This window comes from Subtercola endophyticus (assembly GCF_021044565.1).
GTDB lineage: Bacteria > Actinomycetota > Actinomycetes > Actinomycetales > Microbacteriaceae > Subtercola > Subtercola endophyticus.
Window position 1 is genome coordinate 1,109,577 of the sequence record NZ_CP087997.1, and the last position, 26,330, is coordinate 1,135,906.

General features: G+C 66.6%; 20 protein-coding genes and 1 other RNA gene. 11 read left to right on the forward strand and 10 right to left on the reverse strand.

Annotation, left to right across the window (positions count from 1 at the left end):
* Window positions 1-21: 21 nt before the first annotated feature.
* The 4 genes from LQ955_RS05350 to acs all read right to left on the reverse strand — a co-directional run bounded on the left by LQ955_RS05350 (window position 22) and on the right by acs (window position 7,667).
* The gene (locus LQ955_RS05350) at window positions 22-1,404 is read right to left on the reverse strand and encodes an MFS transporter (protein ID WP_231027160.1); all 1,383 of its coding nucleotides are present in this window, start codon (window positions 1,402-1,404) and stop codon (window positions 22-24) included.
* A 27-nt stretch (window positions 1,405-1,431) separates the two neighbouring features.
* Window positions 1,432-4,404 (reverse strand): alpha-mannosidase, encoded by a 2,973-nt coding sequence (locus LQ955_RS05355; protein WP_231027161.1) that lies wholly within the window; start codon window positions 4,402-4,404, stop codon window positions 1,432-1,434.
* Between the two features lie 112 nt (window positions 4,405-4,516).
* On the reverse strand, window positions 4,517-5,563 hold the full coding sequence (locus LQ955_RS05360) for an NAD(P)-dependent alcohol dehydrogenase (RefSeq protein ID WP_231027162.1): 1,047 nt from the start codon (window positions 5,561-5,563) through the stop codon (window positions 4,517-4,519).
* Window positions 5,564-5,657: 94 nt separating this feature from the next.
* Window positions 5,658-7,667: an acetate--CoA ligase gene (gene acs, locus LQ955_RS05365; RefSeq protein ID WP_231028055.1), complete on the reverse strand. Its 2,010-nt coding sequence runs from the start codon at window positions 7,665-7,667 to the stop codon at window positions 5,658-5,660.
* A gap of 213 nt (window positions 7,668-7,880) precedes the next feature.
* On the opposite strand from acs, the gene LQ955_RS05370 reads away from it, so the two are divergent.
* From LQ955_RS05370 to rnpB, 6 genes are all read left to right on the forward strand, one after another.
* Entirely contained in the window at window positions 7,881-8,630 is a 750-nt protein-coding gene (locus LQ955_RS05370; protein WP_231027163.1) for a TetR family transcriptional regulator, read from the forward strand.
* Window positions 8,631-8,694: 64 nt separating this feature from the next.
* A complete protein-coding gene (locus tag LQ955_RS05375) occupies window positions 8,695-9,870 on the forward strand; it encodes a class I SAM-dependent methyltransferase (RefSeq protein ID WP_231027164.1) in 1,176 nt (391 codons plus the stop codon).
* 24 nt (window positions 9,871-9,894) lie between these two features.
* A complete protein-coding gene (locus LQ955_RS05380) occupies window positions 9,895-10,713 on the forward strand; it encodes a Nif3-like dinuclear metal center hexameric protein (protein WP_231027165.1) in 819 nt (272 codons plus the stop codon).
* Between the two features lie 63 nt (window positions 10,714-10,776).
* A complete protein-coding gene (locus LQ955_RS05385; RefSeq protein ID WP_231027166.1) occupies window positions 10,777-11,511 on the forward strand; it encodes a zinc ribbon domain-containing protein in 735 nt (244 codons plus the stop codon).
* A gap of 70 nt (window positions 11,512-11,581) precedes the next feature.
* The gene (locus tag LQ955_RS05390) at window positions 11,582-13,174 is read left to right on the forward strand and encodes an HNH endonuclease (protein ID WP_231027167.1); all 1,593 of its coding nucleotides are present in this window, start codon (window positions 11,582-11,584) and stop codon (window positions 13,172-13,174) included.
* Window positions 13,175-13,338: 164 nt separating this feature from the next.
* An RNA gene (gene rnpB, locus LQ955_RS05395) (RNase P RNA component class A) lies at window positions 13,339-13,770 on the forward strand.
* A gap of 86 nt (window positions 13,771-13,856) precedes the next feature.
* On the opposite strand, the gene LQ955_RS05400 is transcribed toward rnpB, so the two are convergent.
* Genes LQ955_RS05400 through map form a run of 3 tightly spaced genes read right to left on the reverse strand, consistent with a single transcriptional unit; the run spans window position 13,857 to window position 16,270 of the window.
* Complete coding sequence (locus LQ955_RS05400) at window positions 13,857-14,453, reverse strand: YdeI/OmpD-associated family protein (protein ID WP_313788387.1); 597 nt, start codon at window positions 14,451-14,453, stop codon at window positions 13,857-13,859.
* A 21-nt stretch (window positions 14,454-14,474) separates the two neighbouring features.
* Window positions 14,475-15,350, reverse strand: a complete 876-nt coding sequence (gene ppgK, locus LQ955_RS05405; RefSeq protein WP_231027168.1) for a polyphosphate--glucose phosphotransferase — start codon at window positions 15,348-15,350, stop codon at window positions 14,475-14,477.
* Between the two features lie 50 nt (window positions 15,351-15,400).
* Window positions 15,401-16,270, reverse strand: coding sequence for a type I methionyl aminopeptidase (gene map / locus LQ955_RS05410; RefSeq protein WP_231027169.1), 870 nt, complete (start codon window positions 16,268-16,270; stop codon window positions 15,401-15,403).
* Window positions 16,271-16,336: 66 nt separating this feature from the next.
* On the opposite strand from map, the gene LQ955_RS05415 reads away from it, so the two are divergent.
* The gene (locus LQ955_RS05415; RefSeq protein WP_231027170.1) at window positions 16,337-16,522 is read left to right on the forward strand and encodes an SPOR domain-containing protein; all 186 of its coding nucleotides are present in this window, start codon (window positions 16,337-16,339) and stop codon (window positions 16,520-16,522) included.
* On the opposite strand, the gene LQ955_RS05420 is transcribed toward LQ955_RS05415, so the two are convergent.
* The 3 genes from LQ955_RS05420 to LQ955_RS05430 form a co-directional block, all read right to left on the reverse strand.
* The gene (locus LQ955_RS05420) at window positions 16,519-17,364 is read right to left on the reverse strand and encodes an SDR family oxidoreductase (protein WP_231027171.1); all 846 of its coding nucleotides are present in this window, start codon (window positions 17,362-17,364) and stop codon (window positions 16,519-16,521) included. The two genes, LQ955_RS05415 and LQ955_RS05420, sit on opposite strands and share 4 nt — an antisense overlap.
* Window positions 17,361-18,179: a 3-methyl-2-oxobutanoate hydroxymethyltransferase gene (gene panB / locus LQ955_RS05425; protein WP_231027172.1), complete on the reverse strand. Its 819-nt coding sequence runs from the start codon at window positions 18,177-18,179 to the stop codon at window positions 17,361-17,363. Before panB ends, LQ955_RS05420 begins: the two co-directional genes overlap by 4 nt.
* A gap of 94 nt (window positions 18,180-18,273) precedes the next feature.
* Window positions 18,274-20,019, reverse strand: coding sequence for an NAD+ synthase (locus LQ955_RS05430; protein WP_231027173.1), 1,746 nt, complete (start codon window positions 20,017-20,019; stop codon window positions 18,274-18,276).
* A 55-nt stretch (window positions 20,020-20,074) separates the two neighbouring features.
* On the opposite strand from LQ955_RS05430, the gene LQ955_RS05435 reads away from it, so the two are divergent.
* From LQ955_RS05435 to LQ955_RS05450, 4 genes are all read left to right on the forward strand, one after another.
* Window positions 20,075-21,412 (forward strand): glutamine synthetase family protein, encoded by a 1,338-nt coding sequence (locus LQ955_RS05435; protein WP_231027174.1) that lies wholly within the window; start codon window positions 20,075-20,077, stop codon window positions 21,410-21,412.
* Window positions 21,413-21,487: 75 nt separating this feature from the next.
* The gene (locus tag LQ955_RS05440; RefSeq protein ID WP_231027175.1) at window positions 21,488-24,484 is read left to right on the forward strand and encodes a bifunctional [glutamine synthetase] adenylyltransferase/[glutamine synthetase]-adenylyl-L-tyrosine phosphorylase; all 2,997 of its coding nucleotides are present in this window, start codon (window positions 21,488-21,490) and stop codon (window positions 24,482-24,484) included.
* A gap of 38 nt (window positions 24,485-24,522) precedes the next feature.
* Window positions 24,523-25,689 (forward strand): heavy metal-binding domain-containing protein, encoded by a 1,167-nt coding sequence (locus tag LQ955_RS05445; protein ID WP_231027176.1) that lies wholly within the window; start codon window positions 24,523-24,525, stop codon window positions 25,687-25,689.
* 166 nt (window positions 25,690-25,855) lie between these two features.
* Window positions 25,856-25,996, forward strand: a complete 141-nt coding sequence (locus LQ955_RS05450; RefSeq protein WP_231027177.1) for a hypothetical protein — start codon at window positions 25,856-25,858, stop codon at window positions 25,994-25,996.
* Window positions 25,997-26,330 lie beyond the last annotated feature (334 nt).

Below are 26,330 nucleotides of genomic sequence, written 5' to 3' on the forward strand. Positions count from 1 at the left end.
ACGCGGCGCCTGAGGAGTCGGTCAGCCTTCCGAAACAGAGGGATGCCCAGCCTTCAGCCGGTAGAACAAGAACGGCACCGCCGACACGAGACAGCTGATCGCGGGCACGATCGTGATCGAGAGAAAAATCGTGTTCTGCATCGCGGGAGTCACTGTGACGCCGTCTTGGTACCCGGCGAGAACGACGAAGAACCCGAACACGAGAACGGCCAGCGCATTCATGATCTTCGAGACGAAGGTCAGCGACGCGAACGAGATGCCGTCGTTGCGCACACCGGTGCGCGCCTCGGCATCGTCGACTGCGTCGGCGATCATGGTCGCCTGCACCACGCCGAAGATTCCCAGCGTCAGCCCGGTCAGAAAGATGAAGACAGCAAGGGCGACGAGGCTCTGAAATCCGACGAGATACATGGCCACGTAGAACACCGCGCCGGCGATGGAGCTGCTCACCATCAGGCGCCGGGCCGACATCAGTCGCAGCAGTCGTGGCGTGAAGAACGACGCAATGACAAGCCCGAGGATGATCGCGGCCCCGATGAACGTGAAGTACCCCGCGTTTCCGTACGCGATGACGACGAACACCGCCCCGCCCGCCTGCACGATGAACCGCCCGAAGCCGAGCACCGAGCCGATCAGCACCATCAGCAGGGGAGTGTTGTGAAAGAGCTCGCGGAACAGCTGCCGGAACTTCAGGCGCGGCTTGCCGATCTCTTGCGGCCGCTCGCGCCCGAATACGAACGCGAACAGATACAGCCCCATGCCGACGATGGCGATCGCGAACACCGCCCGCGACCATCCGCTCGCCGTGGTCTGTTCCGCCGCGCCCGCGGGCGCGAAGCTCAGCGCCTGGGCCAGCCAGGGCATGCCGAGCGTTGCCAGCCCCAGCGAGATGGCTCCGAAGGCGCGAACCCGCGAAATGACGCGGTTGCGGGCGACAGGGTCGCTGAACGCCGAGCCGATGAGCCCCCAGAGCGGCACGTCGCACACGGTGTAAGCGAATCCCCAGAGCACGTAGACGACCCCGAAGTAGACGAGCTGTGTCGACTCGTCAGCGGCCGGAACGGTGAACAGCAGCCCGGTCAGCAGGGCGACGGGTGCTGCGGAGAACAGGATGAACGGGCGCATCTTGCCCCAGCGCGTGCGGGTCATGTCGATGATGCTGCCCATCACCGGGTCGCTGATCGCATCGAGAATCTTCGCGAGCGCGATGATCGTGGTGACGACCGCGATGCCGGCGGTGGAAAGGTGCGCGTACTGCAGCAGGTACACCAGCAAGAACGTGGTGACCGTGGTGAGAATCGCGTTCTGCCCGAAACCCGCCGTCACGATGGCCCTGCTCTGCGTTCGAGCGGAGGGGGTTCGTGTCGCCGGCGGCGGTGCAGACGGCGCTGTCTGCGTGCTCATGGCTCAGCCTCTCTGTGTCTTCATCGGTCAGCGCTCCAGCAGAATCGTCTTGATCTCGAACGGTGTGAACTCGAGGCGGTCGAGATCGGCCGGCCCGGTGGCTCGCTCGATGAGATCTGTCTCGCTCGCCCGGGAGTGTTCGAGAGTAGTTCGGAGCGCGGTCGTCGTCGGTTCGCCCAGACTCTCGTACAGGCGCACGATAACGCCGCGCCCGCCTTCGGCCGGCTTGAGGGTTTCGATGACGACGCCCGGGTGGTCGACTGACGCGACGCTGTCGAACGAGACACCGGCCGTGGTGAGCAGAGGGTTGTTCAGGCGGTATCCGTCGCGGATCACGTCGGTCAGAGCATCCGGAGCGAACGGACGGAACGCGTAGGTGAAGCTGTGCGACCCGCGGTCGGCGGTCTTGTCGGGAAAGGTGGGGGAGCGCAGCAGGTTCAGGCTGATCAGACCGCTCTTGGCCCGGTGCCCGTATTTGCCGTCGTTGAGCAGCGCGAAACCGCCGCTCTCGTTCGAGGTGGCCAGCCACTTGTGCGCGCACACCTCGAACTGGGCCGTCGAGGGAGCATCGAGCTCGGTCGTGGCACGCTCGATGTGGCCGAACTGGATCTCGCACGTGGCAACGGGCCCATAGTGCGCGGGCCAGAAGTCGGCACGCAGCATGTGGTGCTTCTCGTGCCAGTCGATTCGGGTCTCGAACCGAACCAGTTCGCTGCCGCTCTCGAGCACGATGCGTTGCTCGATCTCACCGTGCTTCCAGGTGTAGGTCTGGCTCCGGATGATCTGGGGTCCGTCGATCGTGGTGGAAACGTGGCTCGGGGTGAGCACGCGCGGCGCGCGCGAGGTGTACTTCTGGCCGATGTCCCAGGCGTCGAACGGCCACTGGTAGGGATCGCGGTGCAGCGTGAGCCGGTTCAGCCCGCCGGCGGAGTGCTCGACTCCGGCCGCGTCGCGGCACGAGGAGATCGAGCCGTCGGCTGCGAACCGCAGGGTGAGAATGCCGTTCGTCATCGTGTCGGAGGTGAAGTCAAGCCGGTTGAAGTTGCTCGTGTCGTCGGGCGTCAACGGCGACAGGGCCGCTGCCGCATACGGAGCGACGTCGGCGCGGTACCAGCGCCCGTGCAGTTGGGTGAAGTCGTGCCGGGCAAACGATGTCAGATTGATGACGGAAGGTGGAGCATCCGGGGTCGTGGTAACGACGCGCGGCAGGCGGTCGACGAGCTCGCCGATATACGTGTCGGCGGCCGTCTCGACGCCTTCGTACGCCTCGACCGCCTCGCGGTTCACGCGGGCGATCGAGGAGCCGGGCAGAATGTCGTGAAAGTTATTCAGCAGCAGCGCACGCCAGTGCGGCTCGAGAACGACGGTGCTGTCGTCGCCGGCGATCGCGGCCAGCGCCTCGGCCTCGTGCAGCTTGCGGCCGGCGATCCGGTCGTGCTTCTTGATGAGGGCTTGGGTCGTGTAGGTTCCCTGATGCGTTTCGAGGTAGAGCTCGCCCGTGTGCGTGTGGGGGAGTTCGTCGACCTTCGTCTCGAGACCGCGAAAGAAGTCTCCGGCGCTACGGTATTCGACACGCGGCAGCCCGCGCAGGTCGTGCTCGCGCCCGGTCACCTCAAGATGAACCTCGTTCGGGCCGCCTCCGCCGTCGCCGGAGCCGTAGACGAGCAGCGCGGTGTTGATCGCCTTCTCGGGGTACTGCGCGAGGCCCCGCAGCAGACCGTCGGCCGCGCCGCGGCTGTTGTAGTCACCCTCCGGTGGCATGTGCACGAGCACGCTCGAGCCGTCGATGCCTTTCCAGACGAAACTGCGGTGCGGAAAGACGGTGACCTTGTTCCAGGCGAGCTTGATGGTCTGAAACCAGTCCATGCCGCTCTTGGAGATGATCTGCGGCAGGTTTCCGCTGTAGCCGAAGGTGTCGGGCAGCCAGCACAACCGCAGGTCTTCGTCGCCGAGCCCGAACTCTTCTTTGAGAAACCGGCGCCCGACGAGCGACTGGCGGATGAGCGCCTCGCCGCCCGCGAGATTGGTGTCGGTCTCGACCCAGAACGAACCCTGCAGCTCGATGCGTTTCGCCGCGACCGCTTCTTTCACTCGCTCGTAGAGGGCGGGCTGCTCCTGTTTCATCCAGAACAGCTGCTGCGGCTGAGAGGTGCCGTAGAGATAGCCGTCGTGCTCTTCGATCGTGTTCACCGCACGCACATACGTGCGGGCCGCCTTACGGTGCGTTTCGCGCAGCGGCCAGAGCCAGGCCATGTCGAGGTGGCCGTGGCCGATGGCGCTGTAGACGAAGTCGCTCTCAGAGCGAGCTTCGAGCGAGGCCGCCAGGGCGACTCGTGCTCCGCGCAGATCGTGGGCTGCGAAGCGTTCGTACGAGGTCGCGAGCGCCCGGCGAAGCGAACTTTCGAGCGTATGGTCGTCGGTCGCCCGGGCCAGCACCAGCAGCGTGAGGTAGTCGTAGTAGAGAGCGAAGGCCTCGTCGTTGCGGGTCGCCACGTGAGCGCCGTGGTAAACGCCGCGTCCGATGGCGTAGAGCAGAAAGCCGTTATAGCTCACGTCGGCGAACAGTTCGATGTTCCCGTGCTCGTCGGGCTCGACGTGGTGCATGGGCCGGTACTGGGCGCCCGCGTGCGGCAGGTCGCCCTGCAGGAAGACGGTGCTGACCGAGTCGATGACGCCGCCCCGCGCGTCGTGCACGAGGGCCTCGCCGCGAATGCCGAGCATCACGACCGTGTCGGGTTCGCCGAGTATCCGTTCGGGAATCGTGCCCGTCAGTCGGATCCAGGCGCAATCGTGGGTGCGGCCCCACGAGGTGCCGGGCTTGGCCGGGGTGAAGGCGCTGCGGTCGAGCGAGCCGAACGGTATCGGCTCGGGCGAGCGGATGATCTCCGCCTCCACCGGCGCGACGACACGGTAGATGCGGCTGCGCAAACGGCGGAGTCTGCGGTACTCCAGCGGCTCTTGCGCAGCGATACCGAACAGCCATGTTGCGAAGTTCGCCATGACCGCCACCTTACATGCCAGCAATTGGCGATGTGCCCCGGCCGGTACCGTCGTTGCCGCGAACCACGGGCCGACCTGAGACGAGCCTCCGGCCGCCGCGCGTGCACAAGGGTCAGGGCACGATGACGGCGCGGCCGCGGATGGTGCTGGCGGCGAGGGCCTCGTAAGCCTGGGGGCCGTCGTCGAGGGAGTAGGTCTGAATCTCGACGTCGATCTTGCCGGCGCGGGCCAGGTCGAGCACTTCGATGAGTTCACTGCGCGAGCCCCAATAGGGAATGCGTACGGCTGCGTCGTAGGCGATGGCGCCGAACCCGAGAGTCATGCTGCCGCCGCCGATTCCGACGATGGTCACGTCGGAATCCAGCGCGGCGATGCTCTGCGCCAGAGCCATAGTGGGGGTCGCGCCCACGAAATCGAAGACCGCGTTCACGCCGAGTCCGTTGGTCAGGTCGCGAATCTTCTCCGCGGCGGCTGCGTCGCTGATGATGACGTGATCGGCACCGACGTGGGTCGCCAGCTCGAGCTTTTCGTCACTCACGTCGAGCGCGATGATGGTCGCTCCCGAGAGCGCCTTGAGAATCTGGATGCCCACATGACCGAGCCCGCCCGTACCGATGACCACGGCGAACGTACCCGCGCCGAGTTTCGGCAGTGACCGCTTGATGGCGTGGTAGGGGGTGAGCCCGGCATCCGTCAGCGACACGTTCTTCACGGGGTCGAGCCCGTCGAGCGGAACGAGGTGACGAGCATCGTCGACGATCATGTATTCGGCCATCGAGCCCTGGCTGCCGAGGCCGGGCGGGCGGATGCCCTCGGCTGCGGCATTCGTGCAGTAGTTCTCCATACCCATCGAACAGTTGTGACACCGACCGCACCCCCACGGCCCGTACACGGCCACAGCGTCGCCGACCTTCAGCGTCGAGTCGACGCCTTCGCCGAGCTCGTGCACGATGCCGGCACCCTCGTGGCCGAGCGTCATCGGCAGCGGATAACCCTGTTCGAGGTACTCCTTCTCGGGCAGCCCCATGACGAAGTCGTCGGAGTGGCAGACGCCACCAGCGGTCACCTTCAACAGCACCTGGCCGGGGCCGGGCTTCGGAATCGGAATCTCGACGACTTCAGGAGCTTGGCCGACGGCGACATAACGCAGTGCTTTCACGAGAGGCTTCTTTCTTCTAGACGAACCTCGCTCTAGCGTACTCCTCGCTACACAACACCTGTCGGTTACTGCTTCCGCTGGCTGCTTCCGTCGGTTACTGCTCTGTCTCGGCGCCTCCGCGAAGGCTCTCGGTGATGATGCGCATGGCCGAGGTGTCGGCGAGCGTGGCGACATCGCCGATGGTGCGGTTCTCCGCGACGTCGCGCAGCAAGCGGCGCATGATCTTGCCGGAGCGGGTCTTCGGCAACTCGGGCACCACGAGAATGCGTTTGGGCCGGGCGATCGGCCCGATCTCGGTCGAGACGTGCTTCATGAGCTCGGCGATGATCTCGTCTTGGCTGATGCCGAGATCTTCGCTCGAGCCGCGCAAGATCACGAAGGCGACGATGGCCTGGCCCGTGGTTTCGTCCGCCGCCCCGACGACGGCCGCCTCTGCGACGGCGAGGTGCGACACCAGAGCAGATTCGACCTCCATGGTGGAGATGCGGTGCCCGGAGATGTTCATGACGTCGTCGACCCGGCCGAGCATCCAGATGTCGCCGTCGTCGTCGTACTTGGCACCGTCGCCGGCGAAGTAGTACCCCTGCTCGGCGAACCGTTCCCAATAGACTTCGCGGGCCCGCTCGGGGTCGCCCCAGATGCCGCGCGTCATCGCGGGCCACGGCTTGTCGATGACGAGGTAGCCGCCCTCGCCCGGCTCGACGCGGCGGCCGTTCTCGTCGACGATCTGCACCGAAATCCCCGGCAGGGCGCGCTGCGCCGAGCCGGGCTTGGTGGCGGTGACGCCCGGCAGCGGAGCGACCATGATGCCACCGGTCTCGGTCTGCCACCAGGTGTCGACGATGGGCGTGTTGCCCCGGCCGATGATCTCGCGGTACCACATCCACGCCTCGGGGTTGATCGGTTCGCCGACGCTGCCGAGCACGCGCAGCGTCGAGAGGTCGTATGACGCGGGCACGTGGCGGCCCCACTTCATGAACGTGCGAATGAGGGTCGGTGCGATGTAGTAGATGGTCACGCCGTAGCGTTCGATGATCTCGAAGTGCCGGCCCTCGTGCGGCGTGTTCGGCGTGCCTTCGTACATGACCTGGGTGACGCGGTTCGCCAGCGGGCCGTAGACGATGTAGCTGTGGCCGGTGATCCAGCCGATGTCGGCACCGCACCAGTACACGTCGGTGTCGGGCTTGAGGTCGAACACGGCACGGTGCGTGTAGGCGGCCTGCGTGAGGTACCCGCCGCTGGTGTGCAGAATGCCCTTGGGCTTACCGGTCGTGCCCGAGGTGTACAGAATGAACAGCGGATGCTCGGCGTCGAAGCCTTGCGGCACGTGTTCTTTCGACTGTCCGCCCACCGCTTCGTGCCACCAGAGGTCGCGCCCGGCCTGCATGTCGACGGGGTCGCCGACCCGGCGCACCACCAGCACGTGCTCCACCGTCTCGGCCCCGGCCAGAGCCTCGTCGACATTCGCTTTCATCGGCGCACCGGTGCCGCGCCGGTACTGCCCGTCTGACGTGATCACCAGGCGTGCCGCGGCGTCGTCGACCCGGGCGCGCAAGGCGGCGGCCGAGAACCCGCCGAACACGACGCTGTGCACCAGGCCGAGCCGCGCGCAGGCGAGCATCGAGATGACCGCCTCGGGAATCATCGGCAACTGGATGACCACCCGGTCTCCGGCGACCAGCCCCAATGCCGTCAGAGCGTTCGCCGCCTGCGAAACCTCGTCTTTGAGCGTGGCGTACGTGATGTCCCTGGTGTCACCGGGTTCTCCCACCCAGTGGATCGCGACCTGGTCGCCGTAGCCGGCGAGCACGTGCCGGTCGACGCAGTTGTAGGCGACGTTGAGGGTACCGTCGGCGAACCACCGTGCGGTGGGTGCTCCACTCCAGTCGAGCACCTCGGTGAACGGCTTCACCCAGTCGAGCTGCAGGGCCTGCTCTCGCCAGAAGCCCTCGGGGTCGGCCTCGGCGCGCGCGTACGCCTCGGCCGTCACGTTCGCCTGCGCGGCGAATGCCTCGCTGGGGGCGAACGTGCGTGTCTCGTGCAGCAGATTGTCGAACACGGCGATGTCGTGCAGCTCGATGTCGTGCACGTCGACGTCTTTCACTTCGATGGAGGCACTCGAGTCGGGCGTCGACACGTCGGGGGTAGTCACTTCATCAGGCACGGAGATCTCCTCATTGAAACTCTTGCGATCGCTGCAGGATGCTCGGCCAGTCACGCTCGTGACTAGTGCATTTGCATCCGGTGCCAGTATCCTGTCACTCAGTGCCACGGGTGCGCAACTCGCCCCGCCTGCAGTCGACAGAGAAAGTTCCGTATGAGCGAAGATCGAGACGGCCGCATAACCGCGCGCCCGGCGGCCGCCCAGGGAACGCAGCTCTACGCGCCGCTGAGACGAGCGGCACTGGAGCTGTTCGAGTCGAAAGGTTTCGAGGCGACCACGGCCGAAGACATCGCCCTTGCGGCAGGAATCAGCCGGCGCACGTTCTTTCGTTACTTTCCGGTGCGTGAAGACGTGCTGTTCTCCGATCACGCCGACTATCTGCTTCTGGTCGAAGAGCGCCTGCGATCGCTCGGTGCTGGCGGTGGTGGCGGTGGCGCCGAGCCGATCGCCATCGCTGGAGCGGCTCTCGCACCCGTGATCGACGGTCAGCTGGCCGATGTCGACTTCGTGGTGCGCCGCTCGGCACTGGTGCGCAGCAACCGCGCCCTGCGCGACCGCGAGGTGCTCTGGCTGCGCGAATACCAGCAACTTCTCGGCGACTTCTTGACCCGGCAGGATCTCGGTTCGCGCAGCGAGATCTACGCCCAAATCGTGGCTGCCGCGCTGCTCGCCGCGCTCAGCCAAGTGTTCGAGCGCTGGTTCCGGTCGCCCTCGACCGAAGACCCTCGGGCATTGTTCGCCGAACTGCTCGACGAGATCGGCGAGTCGATGGGCGATTCGGGCCCGCGTGGCCAAGGCCCGGGCCGGGAGCATCCGGAGCGCCCTGGCGTGGTCGTGATCAACTCGGGCCTGTCGGCGAATGAGATAGCCAAGCTCATCGAGGGGGCAGGCTCGCGGCCATAGGGCGCAGGGTGCCGAGACGCGCTCGATTCGGCACGGAAGCAGCAGATGTGGCACGGTTGGGCAGATGGAGCAGTTCGCGTTCGACCGGTTACGGCGCTGGCCCGATATCGAGGCGCCGAACCTCTTCGCAAGCGACGCCAGCGACCGCCTCATCCTCGACGAGGCTTCCGAGCTGCTCGACACCCTGCAGGGACGCGACGTCGTCGTGGTCGGCGACCGGTACGGCGCACTCACGCTGGGCGCCGCCGCCGCTCACGGGCTGTCGGGCATCCGCGTTCACCAAGACGCCTACACGGGCGAGCTCGCCCTGGCTGCGAATGCCGAAAGGTTCGGCCTCGCCGGCTCTTTCGACTCGCACCCGCTCGACGCGTCGCTCGTTTCTGGCGCTCGAGTCGTGCTGCTGCAGTTGCCGCGCTCGCTCGCCGAGCTCGACGAGGTGACCGACCTCATCGCGAGGCACGCCGACGACGACGTGGTGGTCTTCGCGGGCGGCCGCATCAAGCACCTCACACTTGCCATGAACGACGTGCTCGGCCGCTCGTTCGCCGAGGTTTCTGCCACACGTGCTCGGCAGAAGTCGCGGGTGCTGATCGCTCGCGGGCTCGCCCGGCCCGCGGATGCTCCGCGGTACCCGCGCGTCGACGAGAACGCAGAGCTGGGCCTGACCGTGGTGGCGTACGGCGGCGCCTTCTCGGGCACGACGCTCGATATCGGCACGCGGTTTCTGCTGTCGTTTCTCGACCAGATCGTGCCGCCGCAGGCGACGGCACCGCCATCGGCCGCCGTGGGGCAGCCGGCACCTGCCCGACTCACTGCCATCGACCTCGGCTGCGGAACGGGCATCCTCGCGGCCGCCCTGGCGCGGCAGAACCCTGACTGGAACGTCATCGCCAGCGACACCTCCGCGGCCGCCGTCGCGTCGGCCCGGGGCACCGTGGCAGCGAACGGCGTGGATGATCGGGTGAGCGTGGTTCGCGACAACCTGCTCTCGAAACAACCCGACGACAGCGCCGACGTGATCGTCTGCAACCCGCCTTTTCACGTGGGCAGTTCCGTGCACACCGGAGTCGCGCTGGAGATGTTCCGCGATGCGGCGCGCGTGCTGCGGCCGGGCGGGCGGCTTTTCACGGTGTTCAACTCGCACCTCGCCTATCAGGCCGATCTGCGCCGGCTGGTCGGGCCGACCCGCGAGCTGGGACGCAACACGAAGTTCGTCGTGACGGAGTCGGTGCCGCGGTGACGCCCGCCCCCGTAGGCTGGAGTCGTGTCAGTTACGGTTCGTGAAGTCAACGCAGTGATCGAGGGGCTCTGGCCCGTCGAGCATGCCGAGCCGTGGGATGCGCCCGGGCTGCTCTCGGGCGACCCGCAGGCCGAGGTCACGAGCATCCGTCTCGCCGTCGACGCCGTCGCCGAGACGGTCGACGAGGCTGTGGCTGCCGGAGACGATTTGTTGCTCGTGCATCATCCGCTTCTGTTGCGCGGGGTGACGACGGTCGCAGAGACCACCTACAAGGGGTCTATGCTCGCGCGGCTGATTCGCGGCGGCTGCGCCCTGGTCGCGGCGCACACGAACGCCGACATCGTCGACAACGGCGTCTCGAGCGTCATCGCACGCAGGCTCGGGCTGGCGAACGAGGTTGCGCTGGTCGCGGGCGCGGTGCCGGGAACCGGCCTGGGCCGGGCGGGCGACCTCGCCGAGCCGGTCACCCTCGGGCGGCTCGCACTGATTCTGGCCGAACTGCTGCCGGCCACGGCCACGGGCATCCGGGTTTCCGGCGGGTACGACACACCGATCTCGCGCGTCGCGCTGTGCGGCGGCGCCGGCGACTCGCTGCTCGGCAACCCCGAGGTGCGGTCGGCCGATGTGTACATCACGTCTGATCTGCGGCACCATCCCGCTTCCGAGGCCCGCGAACAAGCCCTGCTCGGCCGAGGGCCCGCGCTCATCGACGTGTCGCACTGGGCGAGCGAGTGGCTCTGGCTCGACGTCGCAGCAGCCCAGCTGCGGGATGCCCTGCCGGGCGTCACCGTGAGCGTCAGCGACATTCGTACCGACCCCTGGGAGTTCGTCGTCACGCAGTGACTCTGACCTGACTCAGTACTCCGGCCCCGATCATCCGTTTCACCGAAGGAACCAGCACCCATCATGAAAGCACCCGTCGCAGAACAGAGGTCGCTGCTCGACCTGCAGGCGGCCGACACCCGCCTCGCCCAGCTCGGCCACAAGGCTAAGACGCTGCCGCAGCAGAAAAGGCTCGACGAGTTGGCCGGGCAGACGTCGGAGGTCTCGCACCGGCACGCCGCCGTGCGCGGTGAGCTCGAAGACGCCGAGCTCGAGATCTCGCGGGTGGAATCCGACGTGGAGGTCGTGGCTGCGCGCCTGAAGCGCGACCGCGACCGACTGCAGTTGAGCTCATCGGCGAAAGACATTCAGGGGCTCGAGCACGAGATCACCTCCCTCGAGAAGCGCCGCTCCGACCTCGAAGACATAGAGTTGGCGGTCATGGAGCGGCTCGACGACATCAACGCGAGACTCGCCGTCGTCACCGAAGAGCTCGGCGTCTTCACGGCCGAGCGCGACGAGTTGGTGGTCTCGCGCGATGCTGCTCTCGCCGAGATCAACCACGAGCGCGCCGGAGTGCAAGTCTCGCGCGACCTCATCGCCGCGGGTGTGAGCGACGAGTTGCTCGCGCTCTACAACCGGCAGCGGGAGCGGTACGGCATCGGCGCCGCACTGCTCACGCGCGGAATCTCGATGGGCAGCAACGTGAAGCTGCACGAATCCGACCTCGCGAAGATTCGCCAGGCCGAGCCCGACGACGTGGTGCTCGACCCTGACAGCAGCTGCATTCTCGTGCGCACGGAGGAGTCGGGGCTGTAGGGGCCGCTCTGGCTGCTCGGGCCGGTCGGGCTGGTCGGGCTGGCGTGGAGAAAGTCGATGTCAGAGGTTCGTGATCTACTTCAATCATGACCGAGCAATATTCAACCCATTTTGTTCGCCGGTCGCGACCGACGACGCTGTGAGCGTCTGGGTGACGTCTGAAGTTTTCACTGCGGAGCCGTTCGCAGCGGATCCTTTCGCTGCGAAGTGTTTCGCTGGTGTCCGGTTCATCTGCGAAGACGACGTCGTCGAGTCGGTGCCCGTCGAAGAGCTGCGCGACGTGCTCGCCTTGGCCGTTCGAGAGGTGATCGACGGCGCGCGCGCAATCGCCGAGGCACAGGCCGACCAGGCGGTTCGAATCGAGCGAGTTCGTCGCGCGCGCCTCGAACTCCGCCCGGTCGACCGTTCGGCCGGTGGCACGGCCGGTACAAGCGGCACGGGATGGTCGGCCGAGGCCGTGGCAGAGCGTGAGGTCGTGACCGAACTCGCCGCCGCCCTCCACCTGAACGAGCCAGATGCTCGCCGGGCTGTCGAGACCAGCTCACGCTTGACCGCAGATTTCCCCGAAACCCTCGACGCGCTCCGGCGGGGCATGATCTCCTATCGTCACGCTGAGAAGATCGTTCAGCACAGCTTTGTGCTGGCAGACGACGTTCTCGCCGACTACGAACGGCGCGTCCTTCCCGTCGCCGAGACGGTCTCGGTGCAACGGCTCGAACGCGAAGCCCGTGCCGCGGTGGAATCGGCCCAGCCAACGACGGCGATCGAGCGCCACCTCGAAGCCGCGAAGACCCGACGGGTGTACGTCGAGCCGGGCGCCGACGGCATGGCGTACCTGACTCACTATCTGCCCGCTGTCGAAGCCCTCGCAATCTACAATCGCGCTACAGAACTCGCCCGATCGCTCAAGAATGCCGGCGATCCACGCACGCTCACCCAGCTGCGGGCCGATGCTCTCACCGACCTCATGCTCAACGGTGAGACCTCGATCCCCGGTGCGACGCGCGGAATCCGGCCCCACGTTCGCCTCACGGTTCCCGTGCTGACGCTTCTCGGTGCGGTGCCCACGCAGATCGGCCCTCAACGCACAGCGCCAGCTGATCTCGACCCGACTCACTGTGATCCGACCTATCTCGACCCGGCCCAGCTCGAGGGTTTCGGCCCGATCGACCGACTTACGGCCCTCGAGCTGGCACGCGATGCGCCATCCCTCGTGCGTGTTCTCACCGATCCCATCACAGGTTGCGTGCTGAATTACGGTCGACAGCGTTACAAACCACCGGCCGAACTCGATGAACTAGTGCGATTGGCTTACCAGGAATGCACTTTTCCGATCAGCTGCACTTCATCAGCTGTCGCCGAGCTCGACCATACTCGCGCGTGGAGCGAAGGCGGTGAAACCTCGTTCGGCAACATCGCGCCGCTGTGTTCCACACATCACAAAGTGAAGCATCACACCGAGTGGAAGGTCGAGCAAGACCCGGGAGGTTCGGGCATCATCACCTGGACCTCTCCCGCTGGCTTCGCCTATCGCGTCGAGCCGACGCCGATCGTTCGGCCGAAGCCGCGGTTCACCGAGTGGCACCCAGCACGATCAGCCGACAGCAGAGCACCGCTTGTGACTTCGAATCCGCACGGTGTGCAGACCGATCCTCCGTTCTGAGCGTCGGGCGACGGTGAGACAGATCGTGCTCATCGAAACGCTCCGGCTTCAGTAGGGCGTATATCAGTAGTGCGTATATGCAGTCGACGACGGCTGCGGCGCAGGCGTGGTAAGAGATACCGACGAGGGTGTGCGGTGCGTAGCGGTAGACTCGGGGCTGCGAATGGGTCGGCAAGACGGTCGCGTTGGCTGGAGCATCCGCGAGTCTCGTACTCGCAGAAGTGAGGGCCACCGAGGAACGTCCGGGCTCCGCAGAGCAGGGCGGTGGGTAACACCCACCCGGGGAGACCCGAGAGAACAGTGCCACAGAGAACAGACCGCCACGATTTCCAGAGGTGCCTCCGGGTGCCTTCGGGCCTCGGGGTAAGGGTGAAACGGTGGTGTAAGAGACCACCAGCTGCCATGGTGACATGGCTGGCTTGGTAAACCTCGCCCGGAGCAAGGTCAGACAGAAGGCGATACGGCTGCTCGTCGTGTCTTCGGGTAGACCGCTAGAGGCGTGCGGCAACGTACGTCGTAGATAGATGGCCGTCCATGGATGAGCGCCTCGCGGCGCCCGCCCAAGACAGAACCCGGCGTAACAGCCGGCCCACTCGCCCCACCCGCTGACATCGAACTACGACTTTGTGCGAGCGACGCGCGCGACGACCCGCACAAACACGCAGTTCGATCGGGCTGAACCCTAGTCGGCCAGCTTCTGGGGGTAGATAGTTTCGTGGCGGCCGAGCATCAGCACGTAGTCGGCGATCTTGCGTGCGCGGGTTTCGGCACGCTTGACGTTGTTGATGCGGAACAGAATGGCGTAGCGGTTGGTGGCCGAGAGGGTCGCGAAGAAGGCGGCGGCGTCGGGATTCGCGGCCAGGGCGGCGGAGAGATCATCCGGAACCGCGATGCTTTTCGACCCGGCGTAGGCCGCGGCCCAGCGGCCATTCGCCTTGGCGCGCTCGATCTCGGCGAGGCCGGCGGCCTTCATGCGACCGGCTGCGACGAGCGCCTCGGCCTTGTCGACATTGATCTTCGACCAGAGGCTCTGCGGGCGGCGGGGGCCGAAGTTCTGCAGAAAGTGGTGCTCGTCGAGGCTGCCTTTCTGGCCATCGATCCAGCCGTAGCACAGCGCCTCGTCGTGGGCTTCGGCGTAGCTCACGCTCGAGTGATCGCCGCCCTTCTTGGCGATGGCGAGACGGATGCCCGGCGACGACTCGTGGTGCGCGGCGAGCCACTCGGCCCACGTCGCCGCATCGGAGCAATACAGCGTCTCGCGCTCGATCGCCATTGCCATGCCCTCCGACTCAGACTCTGCCTATTTCGGCGTCGGAGTGGGTTCGCCGACGAGCTGGTTCACGTTCACGAGCACCTTCGGCTGCACCGCGAGCGACGCGGCGCCCAGGATGCCCGCGTTGTTGCGCAGCGTGGCGACGACCAGCGGCGTGCGAATCGACACCATGGGCAAGAACTCTTCGTAGCTCTTCGACACGCCGCCGCCCACGATGAACAGGTCGGGCCAGAGCAGGTTCTCGAGCTCGGAGTAGTAGGTCTGCAGGCGAGCGGCCCAGTGCGTCCAGCTGAGCTCTTCGCGCTCCTTGGCCGCGTATGAGGCCTTCTTCTCGTAGTCGCCGCCGTCGATCTGAATGTGTCCGAGCTCGGCGTTCGGAATGAGTACACCGTTGTAGATGAGCGCCGTGCCGATGCCGGTGCCGAGCGTGGTCATGATGATGAGGCCGTTCTTGCCCTTCGCGGCGCCGAACTTCACCTCGGCATAACCGGCGGCATCCGCGTCGTTCACGAAGGTGATGTCGCGCTTCAGCGAGCCTTCGAAGAGCTTTTCGGCCTCGAGGCCGATCCACTTCTTCGACACGTTCGCGGCCGACATGGTGCGGCCCTGCTGCACCACGGCCGGAAAGTCGATGCCGATGGGAGCGTCGGCCGGGGCATCTTTCAGCGCTTCGAGCAGCTTGTCGACCGTGTCGACCACGTCTTTGGGCTTTCCGCCCTCAGGGGTAGCGAACTTGATGCGGTCGCTGAGCAGCTCGCCGGTCTCGGTGTTGACGATGGCGCCCTTGATGCCGGTACCGCCGATGTCGATGCCGATGGCGATGGTCGCCTTGGTGTCTGACGACGACCCGGCGGGCTGCTGCGCTGCGGCGGATGTGGTGGCGGCCTCGGTGCTGTCTGTCATCGTCGTCTCTTTCGATCGCTCGCCTCTGCTATGAGGCACTGAGAGAGAGTCTATTCTGGCAGCGTCAGTACCTCGGCGCCACGCTCGGTGACCACGAGCGTGTGCTCGAACTGCGCGGTGATGGAGCGGTCGCGGGTGACGACGGTCCAGTCATCGGCCCACAGCTCCCACTCTTGAGCGCCGAGCGTGAGCATCGGTTCGATGGTGAACACCATGCCGACTTCGATCACGTCGTCGAACCGTGGCGCGGAGTCGTAGTGCGGAATGATCAAACCCGAGTGGAACACTTCGCCCACGCCGTGACCGGTGTAGTCGCGCACGACTCCGTAGCCGAACCGCTTGGCGTACGACTCGATGGCGCGCCCGATGACGTTGACCTGCCGGCCAGGGGCCACGGCCTTGATGCCGCGGTTCATCGCCTCACGAGTGCGCTCGACCAGCAGCCGCACCTCCTCGCTCGGCTCGCCCGCGAAAAACGTGGCGTTCGTGTCGCCGTGCACGCCGTTCTTGTAGGCGGTGATGTCGACGTTCACGATGTCGCCGCCCTGCAGCACGGTGTTGTCGGGGATTCCGTGGCAGATGACCTCGTTCACGCTCGTGCACAGCGATTTCGGAAAGCCGCGGTAGCCGAGGGTGGACGGGTAGGCGTCGTGGGCGACGAGAAAGTCGTGGCCCAGAGCATCCAGTTCGTCGGTGGTCACCCCGGGCGCGACGTGCTCGCCCACGAAGGCCAGAGCCTGCGCGGCGATGCGCGACGACTCGCGGATGTCGGCGATGCGAGCGGGGGAGTAGACGTCGCCGAACCCGGATTCGTTGGGCTCTCTCTTGCCCACGTATTCGGGCCGTTCGATGGTGAGCGGCACGGCCCGCAGCGGGGAGACCCGGCCCGGGGTGAGGTGGCCGGCGGAGTCCTTTGGCATAGGATCAATCGTAGTTCAGGCTCCGGCGATGACTGCCGGTGCGACGCTTCTGCCAAGGAGAAACACATGTCGGGCGACCCGTCGAAGCAGTACTGGTACAACATCAACACCGGCGCGGTGGAGTTCGGTTACGTGTCACCGGCACCCGAGCGTGTGGGCCCGTTCGAGACCAAGCTCGAGGCCGAGCACGCTCTCGAGACGCTGCGCGCCAACTCGGCGAAGTGGGCCGAAGAAGACGCCGCGAACGACTAGTTCTTGCCCTCTCGGCCGGTGAAGTCGCTCATGGTGGAGTAGAGCCCGAACACGTTGTCGGCCATCTTGTCCCAGATGACGGTCGGCAGCAGGCCCTTCGCGACCTTCGCGATGTGCACGCTCTTCGGCAGCAGCAGGAGCGGCTTGCCGGCGAGCATGGCCCTCCAGACGCGATCGACCACGTACTCGGGCGTCATGATCGGTGTCATCACCGGGCCCTTCGCGCCCTCGAACATGCCCGTCGAGATGTAGCTCGGGGCCACCGTGGTGACCTTGACGTGACCGTGGCCCTGCTGCGTCAGCTCGAGGCGAACCGAGTCGCTCCAGCCGATGACGGCCCACTTCGAGGCGGCGTAGACGCTCATCCGGGGGTTCGAGATCATGCCGGCCGCCGAGGCGATGTTCACGATGCGACTCGGGCGGGGGCTCTCGATCATGGCGGGCAGAAACGCTCGCGTCACGATCATCGGCCCCAGCGCGTTGATCTTCATGGTCTCGATGGTGTCGTCGACGGTGTCGTGCTGCCAGAAGTACTTGCCGCGCACGATGCCCGCGTTGTTGATGAGTACGTCGGGCACGCCGACCTCGGCGAGCACCCGCTCGGCGGCGCCGGCGATGCTCTCGGGGTCAGACACGTCGATGCGGTACGGATGCACGCGAGTTTGCCCGGGCTGTGCGTTCAGCCGCTCGGCCAACGCTTCGATCTTGTCGGCGTTGCGATCCCACAGCACGACGTCTGCGGCGCCTTCGGCCACCGCTCGTTCGGCGTAGAGCAGCCCCATGCCGCTGCCCGCACCGGTGATGAGCACTCGTGCCCCGGCGGCCGTGCGATTGCGGCTCATCCTTCGAATTCGTGCTCGGGAGCGGGGTACGCACCTGACGCCACATCGGCGCGGAACGCGGTGACCGCGTCGGTCAGTACCTGGGTGAGGTTCGCGTACTGCTTCACGAAGCGCGGCACGCGGCCCTGCGAGAAGCCGGCGAAGTCGGTCCAGACGAGCAGCTGCCCGTCGCAATCGGGCCCGGCGCCCACCGAGATGGTCGGGATGCGCAGTTCTTCGGTGACCCGTTTCGCAACGGAACTCGGCACCATCTCGAGCACCACCGCGAACGCCCCCGCATCCTCGACCGCGTGCGCGTCGGCGAGCAACTGCTCGGCGCCCTCACCACGGCCCTGAATGATGTGCCCGCCCAGCCCGTGCTCGCTCTGCGGCGTGAAGCCGATGTGCGCCATCACCGGGATGCCCGAGTCGACGATGCGCCGGATCTGCGGCGCGCTGCGCACGCCGCCCTCGAGCTTGACGGCGTGCACATTCGCCTCTTTCATGAAGCGTACGGCGGTGTGCAGCGCATCGTCGGGGCCGCCCTCATATGAACCGAACGGCATATCTCCGACGACCAGTGCGCGCGAGGCGGCGCCGGCGACAGCTCGCGCCAGCGGAATGAGCTGATCGACCGTCACAGCGAGCGTGGTCTCGTTGCCGAACACGTTGTTTCCCGCGGAATCACCCACCAGCAGAAAGTCGATATCGGCGGCGTCGAAGATGGCGGCCGAGAGCTGGTCGTAGCTGGTGAGGCCGACGATCGGTGTTCCGTTCTCCTTCGCTATTTGAAAGTGCCGCGTTCTCACGCGCTTGCGAGGGGACTGCTCCGTCATGCCCCTATCCTACCCATCCGCGACCGCGACCCTTCCGGACGAGATGAGGCGCCGAGGCGGTCGCTCTCGTCCGCACGTGTCGCTCTCGCCGGTGTCAGCTGACGTCGGTGGGGCGGTAGGTGATGGGCAGGCGACGGTCGCGGCCGAAGGCCGTGCGGGAGATCTTGGTGCCGATCGCCGACTGGCGGCGTTTCCACTCCGAGTGGTCCACGAGCGAGACGATGCGGTCGACCGTCTCGGCATCGAAGCCGCGCTCGACGAGCTCGGTGCGCCCGAGTCCGCCGTTGATGTACTCCTCGAGCAGAGCGTCGAGCACCTCGTATTCGGGCAACGAATCCTGGTCGGTCTGGTCGGGGCGCAACTCGGCCGAGGGGGGTTTGGAGATCGAGTTCTCGGGGATGGGCGGCGTTTCCCCACGGCGTTCTGCGAACAGGTTGCGCCAGCGCGCCAGCTCCCACACCAGCATCTTCGGAACGTCTTTCAGTGGAGCAAAACCCCCCACCGAGTCTCCGTAGATCGTCGAGTAGCCCACGGCGAGCTCGCTCTTGTTGCCCGTCGTCAGTACGAGGTGGCCCTTCTGGTTCGACAGCCCCATCAGAATGATGCCCCGGATGCGCGCCTGCAGATTCTCGGCCGCGATGCCGTCGAGCTGCAGCTGGTCTTCGACGGGAGTCACGAGGTCGGCGATGGCTTGCGTCTCGTAGTGCACCCCGATTCGTTCTGCGAGGTCATCGGCATCGGAGCGCGAGTGATCCGACGACCACCGGCTCGGCATCGACACACCGTACACCTTCGACGCCCCGATGGCGTCGGCCGCCAGCGACGCGACCACCGACGAGTCGATGCCGCCGGAGAGCCCGAGGATGACCGACTGAAAGCCGTTCTTACGCACGTAATCGCCGAGCCCCAGCACGAGAGCGTTCCAGATCTGCTCGAGCTCCTCGGGCACCACGGCGATATCCGAAGTGATCGCTGCGGGCGCGGCGCTCTCGGCGGTGGGCGCGGCAAGCTCCACCAGCGCGACATCCGCGGGCAGCTCGTGCTCCGTGGCATCCTCGAGGTCGAGGTCGACCACGAGCAGATGCGGCACGAACTGCGGTGCGCGCGCGACGATCTGGCCCGACCGGTCGACGACGACGCTGTCGCCATCGAAGAGCAGATCATCCTGACCGCCCACGATGTTCACATAGGCGACGCAGGTGTCGTTCTCCACAGCCCGCCGCGTCACCAGCGGCAGCCGCACCTCGTTCTTGTCGCGCTCGTACGGCGAGGCGTTGATCACCAGCAGCAGCCCGGCGTCGGCCGACGCCACCCGGTTGACGGGCCCCCCGTCTTGCCACATGTCTTCGCAGATGATGAGCGCAACATCCACCCCCCGCATGCGCAGCACGAGCAGCTCGTCACCGGGAATGAAGATGCGGTACTCATCGAACACCGAGTAGTTCGGCAGGTGGTGCTTGGCGTACCGAGCCACCACTTCGCCGTTCTGCATGACACTGGCGACGTTCTGGGCGATCGCCGTCGGTGCGTTGCTGGTGGTGAACCGGCGCGGCTCGAACGGGCCGTCAGGATGCCCGACCACCACCACCACGTCGCCGAGCCCCGCCTCACCGAGCTCCGCGGCCAGAGCGGATGCCCGGCGGCGGCAGGCGGCAAGAAAAGACGGCCGTGACGCCAGGTCTTCGATCGGGTACCCGGAGAGCGCCATCTCACCGAACGCTACGAGGTCGGCTCCGGCATCCCGTGCGCGCCGCACCGCGGCGACGATGCCTCGCGAGTTGCCTTCGAGGTCTCCGACAATGGGGTTGGTTTGGGCCAGCGCTAAGCGAAGTCTCGGCATAGCCACTAGCCTAATAGCGGCAGCACCACTCGCCAGAAAGAGGTACTCACCGTCGATGGATAAGCAGCGTGACTTCGTTCTTCGCACCATTGAAGAGCGCGGCGTCAAGTTCGTCAGGCTCTGGTTCACCGATGTGATCGGTACCCTCAAGTCGGTCGCCATCGCGCCGGCCGAGGTCGAGGGTGCCTTCGCCGAGGGGCTCGGTTTCGACGGGTCGGCCATCGAGGGGCTCACGCGGTCGTTCGAGGCCGATGTGCTGGCGCATCCAGACCCCACCACTTTTCAGATTCTTCCGTGGCGGGGGGAGATCGACCCCACCGCACGCATGTTCTGCGACATCACGACGCCCGACGGGCAGCCAGCTGTGGCCGACCCGCGCAACGTTCTGAAGCGCACGCTCGCCAAGGCCGGCGACCGCGGCTTCTCGTTCTACACGCACCCCGAAGTCGAGTTCTACCTGCTCAAATCGTCGCAGTACGGCCCCGACGGCCCCGAGCCGGTCGACAAGGCGGGCTACTTCGACAACGTTCCCGGTGGCACGGCGCACGACTTCCGGCGCCGGTCGGTACGCATGCTCGAAGACCTCGGCATCTCGGTGGAGTTCAGCCACCACGAGGCCGGCCCCGGTCAGAACGAGATCGACCTGCGCTACGCCGACGCGCTGACCACCGCCGACAACATCATGACGTTCCGCACGGTCATCAAAGAGGTCGCCATCGAGCAGGGCGTGTACGCCACGTTCATGCCGAAGCCGCTCTCGGGTCAGCCCGGATCGGGCATGCACACCCACCTCTCGCTCTTCGAGGGCGACGCAAACGCGTTCTTCGAGGCGGGGGCCGAATACCAGCTCTCGAAGATCGGCCGGCAGTTCATCGCCGGCCTGCTGAAGCACGCGCCCGAGATCACGGCCGTCACGAACCAGTTCGTGAACTCCTACAAGCGGCTCTGGGGCGGCGACGAGGCTCCGAGCTTCGTCTGCTGGGGCCACAACAACCGCTCGGCGCTGGTTCGCGTTCCGCTGTACAAGCCGAACAAGGGCCAGAGTTCGCGCATCGAATACCGCGCCATCGACTCGGCAGCCAACCCGTACCTCGCCTACTCGCTGCTGCTGGCGGCCGGGCTCAAGGGCATCGAAGAGGGCTACGAGCTGCCGCCCGAGGCCGAAGACAACGTCTGGGCGCTCAGCGACTCCGAGCGCAAGGCCCTCGGCTACAGCGCGCTGCCGGCGAGCCTCGACGCGGCCATCGTCGAGATGGAACGTTCCGAGCTCGTCGCAGAGACGCTGGGCGAGCACGTCTTCAACTACGTGCTGCTCAACAAGCGTCAGGAGTGGGCGGCCTACCGCGACCAGGTGACCCCGTTCGAGCTGAAGAGCAACCTGGAGATGCTGTAGAGACTGGGTGCTCGAGGGCCGCAGCGGGCATCCGTCGGCCGAGCATCCGCTGCGCAGCAGTATGAAACGTCGACGATGACACGCGAACAGACAACCCTCACCGAGCTCGCTCGGGTGGGGTTCTCTGAACTCACCCGCGCGCAGACCGAGCTCGAGATCGCTGCCGACCTCGGGCAGGTCGGCCTGCCCGAGCTGCTCGCGTCGCTGCAGCTCACCGCTGACCCCGACCAGGCGCTGGACTACCTCGTCAAACTGCTTCGCCTCCCCGCGACGCCGACCGTCGAGCTGCTGCAGCAGGAGCCCTCGCGCACACGGCTGCTGCGGGTGGTCGGCATGTCGAGCGGATTCGGCGACTTCTTTCTGCGGCACCCCGAAGAACTCACCGCACTCGAATCGCGCGTCGCCACGCTGCCCACGCTGAGCGAGCTGCAGGATGCCCTGCTCAACTCGGTCGGCAGCGTCGACGGTTTCGCCACCATCGCCGGCGAAGGCGCCTGGACGCTGCTTCGCGTGCGGTACCGCCGCATCCTCGCGCAGATCACGGCGTTCGACCTCGAGCAGCGTGACCCGGTGGCCGGAATCGGACTCATCGCCGATACGCTCGCCGACCTGGCCTCTGCCGCGCTCGACGCGTCGCTGGCCTGTGCTCGGGCACGGGCATCCACTCGCGGGCAGAGCCGCTGGTTCTTCGCACGGGAGGAGGTGGCGGCGACACGGCTGGCCATCATCGGCATGGGAAAAGCCGGCGCGCAAGAGCTCAACTACGTCAGCGACGTCGATGTGATCTACGTCGCCGAGGGCTGCGAAGCCGAGGGGCTCTCGACGGCTCGTGCCATCGACATCGCCACGGCTCTGGCCATGCTCACGATGCACGGCATCATGGAGACGGCGATGGAGCCGCCGCTCTGGGAGGTCGACCCGAACCTGCGGCCCGAGGGCAAAGCGGGCGCGCTCGTTCGGTCGCTCGAGTCGCATATCGCCTACTACGACCGTTGGGCGAAGAACTGGGAGTTTCAGGCCCTGCTCAAGGCCAGACCGCTGGCGGGCGACCTCGAGCTGGGCGAGCGTTACGTGCAGGCCGTGCGCCCGCTGGTGTGGAGCAGCGCGGCACGCGACGGGTTCGTCGAGTCGGTGCAGGTGATGCGGCACCGGGTCACCGACAACATTCCGGCCGACGAGATCGACTACCAGCTGAAACTCGGCCCCGGCGGCCTGCGCGACGTCGAGTTCACGGTGCAGTTGTTGCAGCTCGTGCACGGCCAGAACGACCCGCTGGTGCGGCAGGCGGCCACGCTCGAAGCGCTGGCGGCCCTGGCTGACCAGGGGTACATCGGGCGCGTCGAGGCGCACGACTTCTCGCACGACTACCGCGTGTTGCGGCTGATGGAGCACCGCCTGCAGTTGCGGCGGCTTCGCCGAACCCATCTCGTGCCGCGGGACGAGTTCGAGCAGCGCGTGCTGGCTCGCGCCACCGAGCTTGCACCGAGTGCGCCGGCCCTGCTCGAGCTGTGGAACGACATCAAGGTGCGCGTGCGCACCTTGCACGAGCGGCTGTTCTACCGGCCCCTGCTCGCCGCGGTTGCGGCGCTCGGCACCGACGAGCTCGGGCTGACGAGCGAGCAGGCCGTCGCGCGCCTCGCGGCCATCGGCTTTCAAGACCCTCGCGGCGCTCTCGGCCACATCGCGGCGATGACGGCGGGGGTTTCGCGCCGCGCCGCCATTCAGCGGCACCTGCTGCCCGTGATGCTGCAGTGGTTCGCGAACGGCGCCGACCCCGATTTCGGTCTGCTGGCGTTCCGCCGGTTGAGCGACACGCTGGGGGAGACGTACTGGTACCTGCGCATGCTGCGCGACTCGTCGGGGGCCGCGTCTCGGCTGACGCAGGTGCTCTCGGGCTCACGATTCGCGGCCGAGCTGCTCGAGCGCATCCCCGAGTCGGCCGCCTGGCTCGAGAACGACAGCGACCTCAGACCTCGTTCGTTCGAGACGCTCTCGCTCGAGACGCAGGCTATCATCGGCCGGCACGACACTCCGGATGCCGCCGCGGCCGCGCTGCGAACGGCTCGCCGGCGCGAGGTGCTGCGGCTGGCGCTCGCCTCTGTACTCGAATTGATCGACGTGCAAGACCTCGCGCGGGCCCTCACCGACGTCACCACCGTGTTCTTGCGCGGAACCCTCGGCGTGATCCGCCAGTCGGCGGCGCTTGCCAACGGTGACGGCATCGAATTCGCAGTGATCGGCATGGGCCGGTACGGTGGCCGCGAAATCGGCTTCGGCTCCGACACCGACGTGATGTACGTCTACCGGGCTCGTACCGTGAGCCAGGAGACGGCACAGTCCGTCGCCCGTTTCATCGTCAACGAACTGGTGCGGCTGACCGAAGACCGTCGGCTGCCGCTCGAACTCGACATCGATCTGCGGCCCGAGGGCAAGAACGGCATCGTGGTGCGGTCGCTCGACTCGTACCGGGCGTACTACGAGCGCTGGTCGCTCACCTGGGAGGCGCAGGCGCTGCTGCGCGCATCCGGTGTCGCGGGCGACGAGTCGCTCATCCGGGACTTCGAGGCCCTCGCCGATGAGGTGCGATACCCTGCGGCGATCACGGCTCAAGAGGTGCGCGAGGTGAAGCGGCTGAAGGCCCGGGTCGAGAACGAACGGCTGCCGCAGGGCGCCGACCCGGCGCGGCACCTCAAGCTCGGGCGCGGCTCGCTCAGCGATGTGGAGTGGTATGTGCAGCTGCTTCAGCTCGAGCACGGCCACGATCATCCGTCGTTCCAGACGACGTCGACACTGGATGCTCTGGCCGCCGAAGTGGCGGCGGGCTACGTCGATCCGGCCGACGCCGACCGGTTGCGCGAGGCGTGGATCTTCGCCTCCCGCGCGCGCTCGTGCATGACGCTCTGGACCAACCGCACCGCCGACGTGCTGCCGCTCGACCGCCGTCAGCTCGAAGGCGTCGCACGCCTCATGGAGTACCCGCCGGGGTCGGCGACGGCGCTCGAAGAGGACTATCTCGCGGTGACGCGGCGGGCGCGGGCGATCTTCGAGCGGGATTTTTACGGGGATCTCTAACTGAGGTATACTCGAATACACATTCGAAAGAGGTTGACATGACTGATCCGGCGCCGGTGCGTCAATCCGTGCTGAGCGGGCTGAGTGGCAACGAGATGTACTGCATCGACCTGCTGGGGTACCACCCGGGCAATCTGCTGGTGGGCAACAGCGTCTTCTCGCGCGGGTTTCTCGGGTCGATGAGCGCGGGGTTCCGCGGCATGGTCGGTGGGGAGATCACCGCCATCACCGAGATGATCACGCAGGGCCGGCACCTCTCCATGCAGCGTCTCATCGGCGAGATGCAGCAGCACGCCGGGCACGGCGCCACCAGTGTGACCACCGAGCTCATCTTTCACTCGCAGAACATCGAGTTCCTGTCGGTCGCATCGACGCTGCACCAGAAGGTCGGGGTGCCCGCCACCGCCTTCACCTCAGCGAGCGACGGCCAAGAGCTGTTCTGCCAAGTCGATGCCGGCTACGAGCCCGTCTCGTTCGTGATGGGAAACGTGGCCTACTCCATCGGGGTAGGCCGAGGCATCACCGGCGCGTTCAAGCAGATGGCGCGGGGTGAGGTGACGCAATACAGCGACCTGTTCGCCCAGACCCGCAACCTCGCCCTGCAGCGCATCGTCGACGAAGCACGGTCGGTCGGGGCGAACGCCGTGGTCGGCATCACCACGAACATCCTGCCGTTCGGCGGCGCCGCCGTTCAGGAGATGCTCATGGTGGGCACCGCCTCGCGGCACGACATCTCCGACCCCGCGCTGGCCGCGATGGGTGTGGTCACGAGCGACCTCACCGCCGAAGAGATGTGGAGCCTGGCCCGCATCGGCTACGCCCCGATGAAGCTCGTGATGGGCACCTCTGTCTACTCGCTCGGCTTCGTCGGCGGCATCACCTCGGCCTTCAAGAACTTCGTGAAGGGCGAGATCAACGAGCTCACCCAGCTCATCTACGGCGCCCGCGAAGAGTCGCTCGGCAAGGTGCGTCAGCAGGCCACCGCCGTCGGCGCCGACGACGTCATCGGCATCAAGACCTACGTCTACGACCTCGGCGGCGGCCTCATCGAGTTTCTCGCCATCGGCACCGCCGTTCGCCGCACCACCGCGGCCCACACCCGCTCAGAGCAACTGCCGCCCCAGGCCATCGTGCGCGACCGCGACACGTTCTTCAACACCGCCGAGCGCTCGTACGGCGTCACGCTCACCGAAAACCAGCAGTAGCGGCAACTCCCGAGTGCGTCGTCTGACGCGTGCGTCGTCTGGCGAATGCGTCGTCTGACGAACTTGTCTTCTGGCGCATGCGTCATCTGGCGACACGATAGGGTCGACTATTCGCCATCTGCTGCCCAGGCGCTCCGAGAGGGCTGCCTCCCGAATAGCATGCAGTATGGCGTCCAAACCGTTCGAGCGACCGGAGCTGACGACGCCGTGGCGGCGGTTCTCGGGCAACCTGGCCGTGCGTATCAGCCTCGTGCTCGTGCTTCTCGCCGCGACGAGCGTGCTGGCGATCGTGGCGCTGTCGCGCTGACGCCGCGCTCGTTCGCCCCGTTGTAGGGCGGGCGCTTCGCTGAGCCGATCGTCGCGCTGAAGCCTCGTCCGGCCCGTTGTAGGGTGGGCGCTTCGCTGAGCCAACCGTCGCGCTGACACGGCGCTCGTTCGCCCCGCGTTGTCGCGCACCGCTGAGCCGATCGTCGCGCGTTATCGCGCCTCGCTGAGCCGACCGTCGCGCTGGCGCCGCGTTGGTGCGACTCGTGTTATCGCGCCTCGCTGAGCCGACCGTCGCGCTGGCGCCGCGCTCGTTCGCCCCGCGTTATCGCGCACAGCTGAGCCGACTATCGCGCCAAGCGCGCAGTCTTGACCCT